Source organism: Brevundimonas sp. (assembly GCF_030656255.1).
GTDB lineage: Bacteria > Pseudomonadota > Alphaproteobacteria > Caulobacterales > Caulobacteraceae > Brevundimonas.
The window spans coordinates 1-13,411 of the sequence record NZ_JAUSOE010000029.1 but is presented as its reverse complement, the minus strand read 5'-3'; the positions used below and the strand labels follow the sequence as shown (position 1 = coordinate 13,411).

General features: G+C 67.0%; 13 protein-coding genes and 1 pseudogene. 6 read left to right on the top strand and 8 right to left on the bottom strand.

Annotated features, from left to right (window positions below):
- Positions 1 to 22: 22 nt before the first annotated feature.
- From chpT to Q7J26_RS02945, 3 genes are all read left to right on the top strand, one after another.
- Positions 23 to 733 carry a histidine phosphotransferase ChpT gene (gene chpT / locus Q7J26_RS02955; RefSeq protein WP_304935026.1) on the top strand — a complete coding sequence of 237 codons (711 nt, stop codon included), beginning with the start codon at positions 23 to 25 and terminating at the stop codon, positions 731 to 733.
- An 89-nt stretch (positions 734 to 822) separates the two neighbouring features.
- Complete coding sequence (locus Q7J26_RS02950; RefSeq protein WP_304935025.1) at positions 823 to 1,200, top strand: response regulator; 378 nt, start codon at positions 823 to 825, stop codon at positions 1,198 to 1,200.
- Positions 1,197 to 2,012, top strand: coding sequence for a protein-glutamate O-methyltransferase CheR (locus tag Q7J26_RS02945; protein WP_304935024.1), 816 nt, complete (start codon positions 1,197 to 1,199; stop codon positions 2,010 to 2,012). The genes Q7J26_RS02950 and Q7J26_RS02945 overlap by 4 nt, the downstream gene beginning before the upstream one ends.
- A 29-nt stretch (positions 2,013 to 2,041) precedes the next feature.
- Here the strand turns inward: Q7J26_RS02945 and Q7J26_RS02940 are convergent, their stop codons facing one another.
- From Q7J26_RS02940 to fliQ, 5 genes are all read right to left on the bottom strand, one after another.
- Entirely contained in the window at positions 2,042 to 3,844 is a 1,803-nt protein-coding gene (locus tag Q7J26_RS02940) for a DUF885 family protein (protein ID WP_304935023.1), read from the bottom strand.
- 95 nt (positions 3,845 to 3,939) lie between these two features.
- Positions 3,940 to 5,988, bottom strand: coding sequence for a cell cycle histidine kinase CckA (cckA, locus tag Q7J26_RS02935; RefSeq protein ID WP_304935022.1), 2,049 nt, complete (start codon positions 5,986 to 5,988; stop codon positions 3,940 to 3,942).
- Positions 5,989 to 6,051: 63 nt separating this feature from the next.
- Complete coding sequence (flhB, locus tag Q7J26_RS02930; RefSeq protein ID WP_304935021.1) at positions 6,052 to 7,128, bottom strand: flagellar biosynthesis protein FlhB; 1,077 nt, start codon at positions 7,126 to 7,128, stop codon at positions 6,052 to 6,054.
- The gene (gene fliR / locus Q7J26_RS02925; protein ID WP_304935020.1) at positions 7,121 to 7,906 is read right to left on the bottom strand and encodes a flagellar biosynthetic protein FliR; all 786 of its coding nucleotides are present in this window, start codon (positions 7,904 to 7,906) and stop codon (positions 7,121 to 7,123) included. The genes flhB and fliR overlap by 8 nt, the downstream gene beginning before the upstream one ends.
- Positions 7,906 to 8,169 carry a flagellar biosynthesis protein FliQ gene (gene fliQ, locus Q7J26_RS02920; protein ID WP_304935019.1) on the bottom strand — a complete coding sequence of 88 codons (264 nt, stop codon included), beginning with the start codon at positions 8,167 to 8,169 and terminating at the stop codon, positions 7,906 to 7,908. Before fliQ ends, fliR begins: the two co-directional genes overlap by 1 nt.
- 245 nt (positions 8,170 to 8,414) lie before the next feature.
- Here fliQ and Q7J26_RS02915 point away from each other — a divergent pair, with 245 nt between their 5' ends.
- Complete coding sequence (locus Q7J26_RS02915) at positions 8,415 to 9,425, top strand: sensor histidine kinase (RefSeq protein ID WP_304935018.1); 1,011 nt, start codon at positions 8,415 to 8,417, stop codon at positions 9,423 to 9,425.
- Positions 9,426 to 9,453: 28 nt separating this feature from the next.
- Here the strand turns inward: Q7J26_RS02915 and Q7J26_RS02910 are convergent, their stop codons facing one another.
- On the bottom strand, positions 9,454 to 9,861 hold the full coding sequence (locus Q7J26_RS02910) for a response regulator (RefSeq protein ID WP_304935017.1): 408 nt from the start codon (positions 9,859 to 9,861) through the stop codon (positions 9,454 to 9,456).
- The gene (locus tag Q7J26_RS02905) at positions 9,858 to 10,265 is read right to left on the bottom strand and encodes a response regulator (protein ID WP_304935016.1); all 408 of its coding nucleotides are present in this window, start codon (positions 10,263 to 10,265) and stop codon (positions 9,858 to 9,860) included. Before Q7J26_RS02905 ends, Q7J26_RS02910 begins: the two co-directional genes overlap by 4 nt.
- Before the next feature lie 125 nt (positions 10,266 to 10,390).
- On the opposite strand from Q7J26_RS02905, the gene folE reads away from it, so the two are divergent.
- Both folE and Q7J26_RS02895 read left to right on the top strand, forming a co-directional pair.
- Complete coding sequence (gene folE / locus Q7J26_RS02900; protein WP_304935015.1) at positions 10,391 to 10,975, top strand: GTP cyclohydrolase I FolE; 585 nt, start codon at positions 10,391 to 10,393, stop codon at positions 10,973 to 10,975.
- A 56-nt stretch (positions 10,976 to 11,031) separates the two neighbouring features.
- Entirely contained in the window at positions 11,032 to 12,189 is a 1,158-nt protein-coding gene (locus tag Q7J26_RS02895; protein ID WP_304935014.1) for an acyltransferase, read from the top strand.
- A 29-nt stretch (positions 12,190 to 12,218) separates the two neighbouring features.
- On the opposite strand, the pseudogene Q7J26_RS02890 reads toward Q7J26_RS02895, so the two are convergent.
- Positions 12,219 to 13,411: pseudogene (locus Q7J26_RS02890) on the bottom strand (DNA polymerase III subunit gamma/tau); the annotation flags it as partial.

Here is a 13,411-nt window from a genome sequence, read left to right as displayed (position 1 = left end):
TCACGTCAGCCTCGCACACGACATGAACTGTGACCTGAACGCCGACGAGAGTATGCTGGCCTCCATGAATTCGACCGACGCCGCCAAAGCCCCGCTGGACCTGCCTGTCGACGGAATCGAACTGGCCACCTACGTCGCCGCCAAACTGTGCCACGACTTCATCAGTCCCTCGGGGGCGATCGTCTCGGGCCTGGATCTGATGCGCGATCCTTCGGCCCAGGACATGCGCGAGGACGCCCTGTCCCTGATCGAACAGAGCGCCCGCAAGATGGTCGCCCTGGTCCATTTCGCCCGCGTCGCCTTCGGCGCGGCGACGACCAGCGAACGGTTCACCGCCCGCGAGCTTCAGTCCCTGGTCGCGGGTCTGACCGAGGGCGGGCGCGCCTCGCTGGACTGGCGCATCCATGAGGGCGAGTTTTCCAAGCCCCAGGCGCGCGCCCTGACCAATCTGGCCTATCTGACCGTCGGCGCCCTGCCGATGGGCGGCAATGCGGTGATCCAGTCGCACGTCGAGAACGGCGCCCTGTTCATCGAGGGATTCGCCGAGGGCGCTCGCGCCCGGCTGAAACCCGAGGCGGTCACTGGCCTGGCCGGCGAGCGTCTGATTGAAGGGCTGGCGGGACAATGGATTCAGCCCTACTGGCTGTGGCTGACGGTCGTCGAGGCTGGCGGCTCGCTGCATGTGACGGTTGAGGACGGCCGCGTCGTGATGGTCGCGCGAATGCCCGTCTGAGGCGTTTCCCAACGACTCGTTAACTGGAATCGGGCGATGCTGCTACGACGCGCGACTTCTGCTGGAGGTCCGGCGCCGGGGAGCCCGTCTTGGATTTCAAAACCTGCCTCATCGTCGATGATAGCCGGATCATTCGTAAGGTCGCCCGCCGGATCTTAGAGGGCCTCGGTTACGAGGTCGACGAGGCTGCGGACGGGGCCGAAGCCCTGGCCTATTGTTCAGGCGTCATGCCCGATGTGCTGCTGATCGACTGGAACATGCCGGTGATGGACGGGCTGACCTTCCTGCGCCGCCTGCGTGCCTCGCCCGGTGGTGATGTTCCGAAGGTGTTGTTCTGCACCATCGAGACCCGTCCAGAACGGATCGCCGAGGCCCTGGCCGCCGGCGCCGACGACTATGTTATGAAACCTTTTGACGGCGAGATTCTTCAGTCCAAGCTGATGGAGGTCGGCGCGATCGCGGCATGACACCCGAGGACTTCGACAAGCTTCAGGGACTATTGGCCACCCGCGCCGGCTATCGGCTGGCGCGGGATCGCATTCACCTGGCCGAACACCGGCTGGGACCGATCGCGCGCCGTGAAGGCTACGCCAATGTCGAGGCCTTGCTGACGAACCTGTGGGCCAATCCGGTCGCCTCCCTGGGCTGGGCTGTGATCGAGGCCCTGCTGAACGCCGAGACCTGGTTCCGCCGCGACCGCGCGCCGTTCGCCGTGTTGGAGAAGGAGCTTCTGCCGGCCTTGTCGCGCGCCCGCCCGAACGGTCGGGTGAAGGTCTGGTCCGCCGGATGTTCGACGGGACAGGAGGCCTGGTCGATCGCCATGGCGGGGCTGGACATCGGCGTGCCGCTGGATCTTACGGCCACCGACCTGTCGCAGCGTGCGATCGAGAAGGCGCGTTCGGGCCTCTATACCGGTTTCGAGATCCAGCGCGGTCTGACCGCCAAGACCATGCTGCGCTGGTTCGAACCGGTCGAGGATAACTGGCGGGTCCGCGACGAACTGGCCGACACCGTCCGTTTCGGACGCGCCAACCTGCTGGACGAGCCGACCGACGAGGCCCGTTTCGACGTCATCTTCTGCCGCTACGTGCTCGGAGACATGGAGCCGTCGCGCCGCGCCCGCGTGCTGGACGGGCTGGAACGCCGTCTGGTCGATGACGGCTGCCTGTTCCTGGGCGTGGATGAGCGGTTGGAAGGCGAGACCGTCGCCTTCCGCCCCGTCAACGGCCGCAAGGGCCTGTATGTAAAATCCCCCTCCGCCGTCCGCCGAGCCGCCTGAACGCGCCCCTGTGCGGAAGGGGCGGCCGGTCAGGCTGTCATGATCTTCTGCAGCACCGACAGGGGGACCGAGCCGTTGGCCAGGACCTTGTCGTGGAAGGCCTTGAGGTCGAAACCCGGACGCGCCTCGGCTTCCCGGCGCAGACCGGCGATGACGGTGTGGCCGATCTTGTAGGAACAGGCTTGGCCCGGCATCACGCAATAGCGGTCGATCTCGCTGGCCGAGGCGTCGCCCGGCTTTGCGCCTGACGCGGCCATATAGTCGATGGCCTGCTGGCGGCTCCAGCGCTCATGGTGCAGGCCGGTGTCGACCACCAGGCGCACGGCCCGGAACAGGTAGGATCCCAGAAATCCGACCCGGCCCAGCGGATTGTCGGCATAGACGTCCAGATCATTGGCGGCGACGCCTTCGGCGTACAGCGCCCAACCCTCGTTGAAGGCCGAGAAGCCGCCGGCGCGGCGATAGATCGGCAGGCTGACCATCTCTCTGGCCAGGGCGACCTGCAGGTGATGGCCCGGCGACGCCTCGTGATAGGTCAGGGTCGGCAGGGCGAATTTGGGCCAGTTCGCCGTGTCGCGCAGGTTGATGTAATAGGCCCCCGGTCGCGACCCATCCAGCGTGGGCGCCTGGTAATAGCCGCCCGGCGCCCCGACCTCGATCGACGGGGGCACGCGGCGGACCTCGACCCTGGATTTCGGCAGATGGCCGAACACGCGGGGCAGCAGCGGCTGCAAGGCCTCGACCTGGGCGTTCAGCGAAGCGATCAGTTCGATCTTGGCCGCGTCGGTGTTGGGCCACAGCTGGGCGGGATCGGCGTTGAGGGCGGCGATCCGCTCGCCGACCGTGCCCTGGGTCATGCCCTGGGCCTTCAATATGGCGTCGATCTCGGCGCTGATCTCGGCCACCTGTTTCAGACCCATCCGGTGGATCTCGGCGCCCGACAGATCGGTGGTCGTATAGGTCTTGAGGTTCTGGGCGTAGAGTTCGTCGCCGCGCGGGAAACGCCAGACGCCGACGTCTTGCGACGCCTTGGCTTGCTGCGCCTTCAGCGTCTCGGCCTGACGGGCCAGGGCCGGCTTGACCTTGGCCTCGACCAGGGCGGCGGCGCGGGCGCTCCAGTCGCCGGCGATCCCCTTCTCGCTGGTCTTGCGGCCCAGCGCCTTGACGAAGGCCATGTCCGCACCCGACTGGCCGGATAGGGCGTCCAACTGACGCAGCGTCTTCTGCATCAACACGGTCGACAGGACGATGTCCCGGTCCCCGTCCGCGCGGACCCGTTCGGTTTCCTGGTCCAGCACCACGCCGAAGGCCTCGACCCGGGACAAGAAGGCCTCGGCGTCCGCCGTCGTCTCGATCCGGTGCTGGTTCTCCAGGAAATCCGGCACGTTGAAATAGGCGCCGGACATCTGGGTCACGACATAAGGCCCCTGGCGCCCGCCGCCCCCGACATTGCCGTAGTCGAAGGTCGCGCCCGCCGCCCCGGTTTCCGCACTGAAGGCGGCGATCTCATAGGTGATCAGCGACGCGGGGCTCAGTTCGCCCTTGGGGAAGGCCTGAAGCACGCGCCATTGTTCGACGGCCTTTGCCTTGTCACGCGCCACATCGGCGGGACCGCGCTGCGACAGGCGGGCGGCCAGTCCGGCCCGGTCGCCCTTGTCGAGGCCCAGGCTGGTGGCGCTTTCCGGGCTTTCGTCGATATTTTCGTCGAACCAACGGGTCAGCAAGGCGTCCAGCCGCGCATCGGCGTCGGTCGGCGTCTGGGCGAAGGCCGGCAGGGCTGAGACCAGTCCCGCCCCGGCGACGGACAACATCAGGCGGCGGCGATCGAACATGACGGAACCCTCTCTGGAATCAGAAAGGCCATTGGCCGGCGCCCCGTCCGGTCTGGCAAGCCCGCCGACCGTCGCAGGGCGACCTCAGCGGCCGTTCAGCCCGCGTGCAGTTCCTGTTTCACCCGTTCCGCCAGGGTCTTGATGTCCAGCGGCTTGGGCAGGAAGGAGACCCCGACCTCGTCCTGGAGCAGGTCCGAGAAGTCGCTTTCGGCATAGCCCGAGATGAACATGACCGGGGCGTCGCCCAGGTATTTGCGCGCCTTCTTCAGCAGGGACGGGCCGTCCAGGCCGGGCATGATGACGTCGGAGATCATCATGTCGATCTGACCGGCGTATTCCTCGGCCAGGATCAGGGCTTCCTCGCCGTCGGCGGCCTCGATCACCTCATAGCCGCGCTGGCGCAGCAGGCGGGCGGCGATGCCGCGCACGGCGTCCTCGTCCTCGACGAACAGGATGCGGCCGGCGCCCGACAGGTCGCGCGGCGCCTTGACCTTGACCTCGACCGGCTGAACCTCGGCCAGTTCCGCCTCGCCCGCCGCAGGCAGAAAGATGCGGAAGGCGGCGCCCATGCTCATGCCGTGGGGGCCCTCGATATTGCTGACCGAGATATGGCCGCCGGCCTGTTGCGCGATGCCGTAGACGGTGGCCAAGCCCATGCCCGTGCCCTCGTTCACCGCCTTGGTGGTGAAGAAGGGTTCGAAGATCTTGTCCACCAGTTCGGGCGGCACGCCGGGGCCGGTGTCGGACACCTCGATCAGGGCGACCTCGTCGGTCGGGGCGTCGATCCAGCCCAGGTGGCGGGCCTCGTCGCCGGTCAGGCGGCGGGTCGTGATGGTGACGACCGCGTCGCCGGGCTCGACCACGCCGCGCATTGCGTCGCGGGCGTTGACGGCCAGGTTCATGACGGCGGTCTCAAGCTGGCTCTTGTCCGCCAGGACCACCGGCAGATCGCGGCCATAGTCGGTCTCCAGCCGTACGTCCTCGCGCAGCAGGCGACGCAGCAGGATGGCGAACTCGCCGACCAGTTCGCCCAAGTCCAGACGTTCGCGCCGGACGGTCGATTTGCGCGAGAAGGCCAGCAGCTTGCGCACCAGGTCGGCGGCGCGGATGGCGGTCTGGCGGATCTCGTTCAGCCCCTCATACGAGGGATCGCCGACCGGGTGCCGCTCCAGCAGGCCCGACAGCTGAAGCTGGATGGCCGTCAGCAGATTGTTGAAATCGTGCGCCACGCCCCCGGCCAGTTGGCCCACGGCCTGCATCTTCTGGGCCTGCGACAGCTGCAGCTCCATCGACTTCTGGGCCGAGACGTCGAACAGCCAGATGCGTTTCTGGTCGCCCTCGGGCGCCACATAGAGGTGCAGCATCTTATCGGGATAGGCGCGGGCGACCAGTTCGATGGGGCCGGACGACCCGGCCGCCAGCTTCACCCGCGCCTCGGCCACGCCCATAGGATCGAACAGATGGCCGAAGGCGGCGTCACGGGCGGCGTTAGGGCCGGTCAGCAGGGCCAGGGCGGCGTTGGCCTCCTGCGCCCGGCCGGCGAACAGGTCGGGGCCGTCGATGACGGCCGAGCCGAACGGTGCGCCGGCGGCCATGGCGCGGGATTCGCCCGCCGCCGCGCCGTTCGTCGGGGCCGCCGCCACGGGCAGGGGCAGGACGGCCTCGGGCGCGACCCGCATCAGATACCGATCGGGGCCGGCCTTGCCGATCACCACCTCGACCTCGCGGGCGCCGATCTGGACGATGGCGTGCCCCGGCTCGCCCCGACGCGCCTGGGCGAAGGCCATGTACAGGGCCTGGGCCGACTTGCCGCGGGGCAGGGCGGTGGTCGTGCCGTTGGACTGGGCCCAGGCGCCGTTGAAGGCCAGGACCTGACCTGTTTCCCACACCAGGGCCGCCGGTTCCGCCATGGCGTCCAGCATGTCCACGGCCACGTCGCTGGACGGTTTGGCCGTCTCGGCGCGGCGGAAACCGAACAGGCCGATCAGGGCGATCAGACCCGCCGTGACGATCAGGATCATGCCCGGCGCCGACATCGGATTGGCCTTGAAGGCCGGATAGGCCAGGGCCGCGACGGCCACGACGACGCCAAACGCCGTGGCGGCGGAGAGCAGATCGAAGGAAGGGCGTCGGGTGGGCGTCATGCGGCCTCGCGAATCAGTGATCTGATCATACCCCCAAATCCGGCGCCAAGCCTTACAGGGGTCTTACCGACGTTTGCGGGACTGGAACACGAAGCCGATGATCTTGGCGGCGGCCTCGAAATGTTCCTTGGGAATGACGGAGTCGATCTCGACCGAGGCGTACAGGGCGCGGGCCAGAGGGACGTTCTCGACGATCGGCACGCCGTGTTCCTTTGCGACTTCACGGATCCGCATGGCCAGGGCGTCGACCCCCTTGGCCACACAGACCGGCGCGCCGTCGCCCTCGCTGGGTTCGTAGCGCAGGGCCACCGAATAGTGGGTCGGGTTGGTCACGATGACCGTGGCCTTGGGCACATTGGCCATCATCCGCTGGCGGCTGCGCTGCATGCGGATCTGCTTCAGCTTGGCCTTGATGTGGGGGTCGCCCTCGGACTGTTTGTAGTCTTCCTTCAGTTCTTCCTTGGTCATCCGCATCCGTTTGGCGAAGCGCATCTTCTGCCAGACGAAGTCGGCTCCCGCGGTCGCCCCCAACAGGAGGATGGCCGCCATGAACAGGGCCAGGGACATGTCCCGCGCCAGCGGCAGCAGGGCCGCCGGGCTCAGGGTGACCATGTTCTCGAACTCGCGCACATGCGGCTTCAGCACCATCCAGCAGACCACGCAGACCGCGATCAGCTTCAGGAAGGTCTTGACGAACTGCATCAGGCCGTCGGGTCCGAAGATGCGTTTGAACCCCGACATAGGGTTCACCGACGACCATTTCGGCTTCAGCTTTTCGGCGGTGAAGATCAGGCCGGACTGGGCCAGGTGTCCGCCCGCCCCGCCGATGATGGTCGCCAGCATGACCGCCCCCAGGAAGGGGGTCATGGCCCACAGGGCCTGGGCCAGGATCTGAGACCCCGCCCCTGAATCCAGCATGCCGAGCATCTGATGAGGGGTGGCGATGAAGGGCAGCAGCTGTTGCGCCATCGACCCCGCGAACCAGCCCCCGGCCCCCAGGATCACCGCCGCCGCCCCGGCCAGGGACAGCACCTGGCCGACGTCCTGCGATTTGGCGACGTCGCCCTTTTTTCGCGCGTCCTCGAGTTTTCGAGGGGTGGCGTCTTCTGTTTTAGACTCGGGATCGGTGTCGTCAGCCACCCGCCCCTCCTCCGAAGGCGCCGGCCGCGAACACCTCGGCGAGGCGGCGGTAGCGGTCGATGAAGACGGTGCCCAGGGCGCCCAGGCTGAGCGCGAAGATCGACAGGCCCAGGATGACGCTCAGCGGCGCGGCGGCGAAATAGACCTGGAACGACGGCATGACCCGCGCGATCAGGCCCGAGGCCAGATTGAAGATCAGGGCGAACACCAGAACCGGCGCCGACAGCTGCACCCCCAGCAGGAAGCTGTCGCCCAGGGTTCGCACCGCCATCTCGGTGAAGTCGCCCATGATCAGGGGGTTGGCCGGGGCGATCAGGGTGTAGGAACCGACCATGCCGGCGATGAACAGGTGGTGTGTGTCGGTGGCGAAGATCAGCGTCACCCCGAACAGCAGCAGGAACGAACCGACCGTCGATCCCTGCTGGGCCTGCAGCGGATTGGCCGTCTGGGCGAAGCTGAGGGTGGTCTGCAGCGAGACGATCTCGCCCGCCGTCATCAGCGCCGTCAGGAACATGCGCAGCAGCATGCCGATCATCAGGCCGACCACCACCTCGCGGATGATCCAGCCGGTCATGCCGCCCAGGGTTTCGGGCAGGCCCGGCAGGCTGTCGCGGACCACGGGCCACAGCGCCAGACTGATCAGCAGGCCCAAAGACAGGCGAATGCGCGGCGGCACATAGGTTTCCCCCAAGCCGGGGATCAGCATCAGGATCGCCCCGATGCGGGCGAAGATCAGCCCCCCGGCCCAGACCTGATCCGCGGTGGCGTAAGCCTCCACTACATGCCCGCGATGCGCGCCGCGATCTGGCGCATGAACCCGCCCAGCAGGGCGCCCATCAGCGGCAGGAACACCAGCAGGGACACGAAGATGGCGATGATCTTGGGCGCATAGATCAGGGTCTGCTCCTGGATCTGCGTCAGGGCCTGGAACAGGCCGATCACCACGCCGACCACCAAGCCGACCAGCAGCACCGGCAGGCACAGCTGGATCGTCAGCCAGATGGCGTCGCGCCCCACATCCAGAACTTCCGCGCCGTTCATCGGCCCACGCTCCCGCAAATCACTGGGCAGAAAATGCCGGGAGGATGGTTAACGGGTCGCTAACCGATGACGAAACAGCGAGCGATACGGGCCGGACCGGTGCGGAATAGGGCCGAAACGTTCGAGCCCTGAGCGGCGCGAACCTGAGCCGCGAATCGAACGTCATGGAAAAGTGCGATTACGGACGTTAAGAGCGCCCATGATTGCGCGCCGACAGTGTGCGCACGACGTGACCCGGACCTGTGATGACGACGACGCCCGAACAGCTCAAGCCCCTTCTTTGGGAAAAGAGGAACCTGGTACGCGCCGTCGAGGCGGCCGGCGTCACCCTATGGTCCTGGAACGTCGATACGGACGCCCTGGCGATGGACGACCACGCCTACGACCTGTGGGGGATTCCGAGGGGCACGGACGTCCGGTTCGAAGATCTGTCCGCGCGCATCCACCCAGCCGATCGCAACAGGGTCCGCGCCGCCTTCACGGCGACCCGCGCCATCATCGGCGCCTACGAGATCGATTTCCGGATACTGATCGGGGATGACGTCAAATGGATCTCGGCCCGTGGACAGGGCGATGACGCGGGCATGGTCGAACGCCTGATGTTCGGCATCTTCATCGACGTCACGGGACGCAAACAGGCCGAAGAGGGGCGTGAGCTTCTGGCCGGGGAAATGAGCCACCGGGTCAAGAATCTTCTGGCGATCGCGACCGGCCTGACCGCCATCACCTCACGATCGACCAACACCGTCGACGACATGGCGCGCGAACTTACCCTGCGGCTGACCGCCCTGGGCCGCGCTCACGACCTGGTGCGTCCCGTTCCGGGACAGACGGAGGCGCCGTCCGCCCTTCTGGGCGATCTCTTGACGGTCCTGCTCGCGCCCTACGATGATCTCGCGGCCTTCAGCGGTCGCATCCGCGTGTCGGTCCCGCGTATGAGCGTGGGCGAGGCGGCGACGACCATCGTCGCCCTGATCGTCCACGAACTGGCGACCAACTCGTTGAAATACGGCGCTCTTTCGGTCGAAACCGGCATGCTCGACGTGTCCTGCTCCGCCTATGACGAGGCGGTGACGATCGTCTGGACGGAAAGCGGCGGGCCGAAGGTTCCGGGGCCGATGGAACTGGCCGGTTATGGCAGCAAGCTGATCGAGCGCAGCGTGAATGGACACCTGCGCGGTTCGATCCATTATGACTGGGCTGAGGAGGGGATCATCGTCACCCTGCGGGTCGATCCGATCAGGCTGGCCGCCTGACGCCCTGTGCGGACGAGAGGTCTATCGCTCAGGGACGGTCCCGCGCGGCCCTGAGCTTCTTGATATAGTCCACCACCGCGTCCGGTTCATAGGGCCGGCTCAGATGGGGGCCGGTCTCGCACAGGTCGGCGGCCGTCTTGACCGCGCCGTCCAGGCTGCCGGCCAGCCGGACTTCCAGCCCCGGGCGATTGTCCCTGACCCACTGCGCCAGTTCGAAGCCCGACGCCGCGCCGATCGCGGCGACGTCGCAGAGAATGACGTCGATGCCCAGCGAGCGTTCCGCCAGGGCCGTCATGGCCTCGTCGGTATTTGCGGCCTCGACGACGGCGTATCCGCAATGCCGCAGGTAGTCGGCGATGGCATGGCGCGAGACCACGTCGCCGTCGATCACCAGCACCGCCTCCTCGATCATCTTTGCGTCGGCGGAATCGTTCAAGCCGAAACCTGCAGCGCCGTGCGGATGGCGTTGGCGACGATGTCCAGATCGCACGGCTTGGTCAGGAAATCAGCCGCACCGCCGGCGTAGGCTAGAGCCGACTCCAGATGACCCGAGGTCATCACGACCGGAAGTTCAGGCCAGGCGCCTTTGACGAAGTCGAGCAGCGCCATCCCATCGTGGGAGCCCGGCATCTGCACGTCGGTGAAGACCAGGTCGATCAGGGCTCCGGACTTGAGAATGTCTATGGCCTCGTCGCCACTGGCCGCTTCAAGAACAACGAAGCCGTCTTCGCGGAGGTGATCGGAGACCAGCATGCGAGTCAGAAACTCGTCCTCGGCCACCAGTATGCGCAGCGGATCGGCCGGAGCCGCAGCAAGGACCGGCATTGATGTCGAGTTCATGGCGGCTCCGCTTCCATTCGAAAACACTCCATGACGGTGAAAGTTCCCTGATTGACCAATCGGTTCGCACCGATGGCCGCCGTCGCCCCCTCCCATTCTCCCATCCGCCTCGCTATGTAGACGCCATGACCGACGCCCCCGCCTCCAAACTCACCCAGGCCGACGCTGAAGCCGCCGTCCGCACCCTGATCGAATGGGCGGGCGACGATCCCGACCGCGAGGGCCTGCTGGAGACCCCGGCGCGGGTGGCGCGCAGCTATCGCGAGCTGTTTTCGGGCTACGAGGTCGATCCTCTGTCCTATCTGGAGAAGACCTTCGAGGAGACGGCCGGTTACGACCAGCTGGTCGTGCTGAAGGACATCCGGTTCGTCAGCTTCTGCGAGCACCATATGCTGCCGGTCGTGGGCAAGGCGCATGTCGCCTATCTGCCGACGGACCGTGTGGTCGGGATTTCCAAACTGGCGCGCGTGGTGCGCGGCTTCGCCCGACGCCTGCAGATCCAGGAGAAGATGACCTCCGAGATCGCCCAAGCCATCCAGACCGTCCTGAAGCCGCACGGCGTGGGCGTGGTCATCGAGGCCGAACACAGCTGCATGACCCTGCGCGGCGTCAACGCCCCCGGCGCCAGTCTGTCGACCAGCCACCTGATCGGCGTGGTCCGCGACGACCCCCGCACCCGCGAGGAATTCCTGCGCCTCGTGCGCGGCTGAGGTTTCTCCGTTCCGGCCCGTCTCTTGCGATCTGTGGGTCGTAGGAGGCGTTTTCGATGCCGTGGACCCTGTTTTCGACCCGAAACGAGACAACCCCGATCGCGCGCGGCGGCTGGCTGGACGCGCTGCGTTTCATCGTGGCCTTTCTGATCATCCTGCATCACTACCAGGCGGCCGGTCCGGTTCCGCTGGCCGAGGCCCTTCATCCGGTGTTCGAGCGGGGCGGTTTTCTGCTGACCAACTTCTTCCTGATCGATTCCGGCTATGTGCTGATGCGGGTCTATGGGGCGGCGGTCGACAAGGGGCGGATGTCGCCCGGCGACTTCTTCCTGAAGCGGTTCCTGCGCGTGGTTCCCGCCCATCTGATCATGGGGCTGTCGCTGACGGCCCTGGTGGTCCTGAGCCTGACGGTTGGGCTCATGCCCCGCAATCCGGAATGGTTCCGCTGGGACCAGCTGCCGGCCCAGCTGCTGCTGCTGCAGGCCTACGGCGTTCATGGGGGGCTGGGCTGGAACGCCCCGACCTGGTCGATCTCGGCCCTGATCGGCTGCTACCTGTGCTTCCCCTGGATCATTCGGGGCCTGATGCGTCTGGGGCCGTGGGCCGCGCTGGGTGTGGGGATCGGCGCATATCTGGTCGCCAATCAGCTGTGCTGGAGCCTGCTGGGCTATCCCGTCTATCAGATGCCGATGGGCTACGGCTTCATCCGCGCCCTGCCGCTGTTCTTCCTGGGCATGAGCCTGGCCTGGTTCGCCCAGAAGGTCTGGATTGATCCGCGCCTGGCCGGCTGGGCCGGTGTGGCCGCCTTCTGCGGCCTGGCGGTCGCCCAGTATTTCGACAAGAACGCCCTGATCTCCCTGGCCATGATCTCGGTCATCATCCTGGCCGCCGGCGCCGTGCCCGTGCGCAAGCCGTCGAAACTGGTGGAGACCGCCGCCATGGTCTCCTTCTCCATGTTCATTTCCAACGAGGTGGTCCGCATCGCCTGGTTCGGCGTGGTCAATGTCGCCGTCGTCCGATTCGCCCTGTCCGAGCCGGTGCAGTGGGCGTTGTGGGGCGCCGGCGTGCTGGCGGCGGTCGCCTTCGCCTTCGCCTTCCACTTCGTCGTCGACGACCGGATCCAGTCGCGCATCCGCGCTTGGCTGAAGGGACGTCGGACGCAGCGTCGCCAAGTCGCGCCCGAAGCCGGGCCTGTGATCTCAATCGAAGGCTGAGCGGCGACGCCTGAGTCAGAGACCGGCCGTCAGTCCTCGTCGTCGTCCTCGGACGCGTCGGGGATTTCGGGCGTGACGACGGTGGGGGCGATGGTCTTGATCTCGCCCAGCTTGGCGCCGGGGAAGGCCAATAGAACCGCCTTGATGAAGGGATCGGCCTCGACCTTCTCGCGCTCGGCGGCCCGATCCTTCTTCTGACGTTCGATCAGGGTTTCGCCGCCGCCCTGGCCGTTGGCGGCGATCAGCCAGGTGCGGCCGGTCCATTCCCGCAGTCGGCCGGCCAGACGCCGCGCCAGTTCGACCGGCGCGCCCTCGACGCTCTCATAGACGATGGCGCCGGGCTTGAACGAGACGGGTTTGACGAACCGTTCGACGTCCATCTGCAGCCCGACTTCGCGTTTCTCGCCGATCAGGGCGACCACCTGTTCGAAGGACTGGGGATCGGGCAGGGCGGGGACCATGACGGGACGGGCGGCGAGTTGCGCGGACGTTCCGCCGCCTCCACCACCACCGCCGCCGCGCGGGGCCGATCCGCCGCCGAAGGGTTCGCCCGACTGCAGCCGCTTCAGCGCCTCCTCCGGCCCGGGCAGGTCGGCGGCGTAGGCCAGTCGGACAATGGCCATTTCCACGGCGTCGGCGGGATTGGGCGCGCGCCGCACCTCGTCCAACGCCTTCAGCAGCATCTGCCAGGTGCGCGACAGGGTGGCGGCCGGGATGGCGGCGCCCAGGGCGGCCAGCTTCTGCGCCTGGTCGTTGGGCAGGCGCGTCGCGTTCGGACCCAGCATCTTGGCCACGGAGGCGGCGTGGCAGTGTTCCAGCAGGTCATTGGTCACCTGCACCGGGTCGGCGCCGAAACCGTAAAGCGTGCGGAAATTCTCCAGGGCCTCGGGCGTGCGGCCGGCCATGACGGACTCGAACAGGGCGATGGTCTGGCTGCGGTCGGCCAGGCCCAGCATGTCGCGCACGGTCTCGGTCTTCACCATCTGACCGCGCTCGGCCTGGACCAGGGCCTGGTCCAGCAGGGACAGGCCGTCCCGGACCGAGCCTTCGGCGGCGCGCGAGATCAGGGCCAGGGCGTCCTGCTCGATCTTCATGCCCTCGCGCTCGGCGATCCGGCCCAAGTGATCGACCAGGATCTCGGGCTCGACCCGGCGCAGGTCGAACCTCTGGCAGCGGCTCAGGATGGTCACCGGCACCTTGCGGATCTCGGTGGTGGCGAAGA

Bases quoted from the DNA above. Each gene is read 5' to 3' on its own strand.
- folE (WP_304935015.1), top strand. From the start codon at position 10,391: ATGACCGACGCCCCCGCCTCCAAACTCACCCAGGCCGACGCTGAAGCC.
- chpT (WP_304935026.1), top strand. From the start codon at position 23: ATGAACTGTGACCTGAACGCCGACGAGAGTATGCTGGCCTCCATGAAT.
- Q7J26_RS02905 (WP_304935016.1), bottom strand. From the start codon at position 10,265: ATGAACTCGACATCAATGCCGGTCCTTGCTGCGGCTCCGGCCGATCCG.
- cckA (WP_304935022.1), bottom strand. From the start codon at position 5,988: ATGACGCCCACCCGACGCCCTTCCTTCGATCTGCTCTCCGCCGCCACG.
- Q7J26_RS02945 (WP_304935024.1), top strand. From the start codon at position 1,197: ATGACACCCGAGGACTTCGACAAGCTTCAGGGACTATTGGCCACCCGC.
- fliQ (WP_304935019.1), bottom strand. From the start codon at position 8,169: ATGAACGGCGCGGAAGTTCTGGATGTGGGGCGCGACGCCATCTGGCTG.
- Q7J26_RS02940 (WP_304935023.1), bottom strand. From the start codon at position 3,844: ATGTTCGATCGCCGCCGCCTGATGTTGTCCGTCGCCGGGGCGGGACTG.
- Q7J26_RS02895 (WP_304935014.1), top strand. From the start codon at position 11,032: ATGCCGTGGACCCTGTTTTCGACCCGAAACGAGACAACCCCGATCGCG.
- Q7J26_RS02915 (WP_304935018.1), top strand. From the start codon at position 8,415: ATGACGACGACGCCCGAACAGCTCAAGCCCCTTCTTTGGGAAAAGAGG.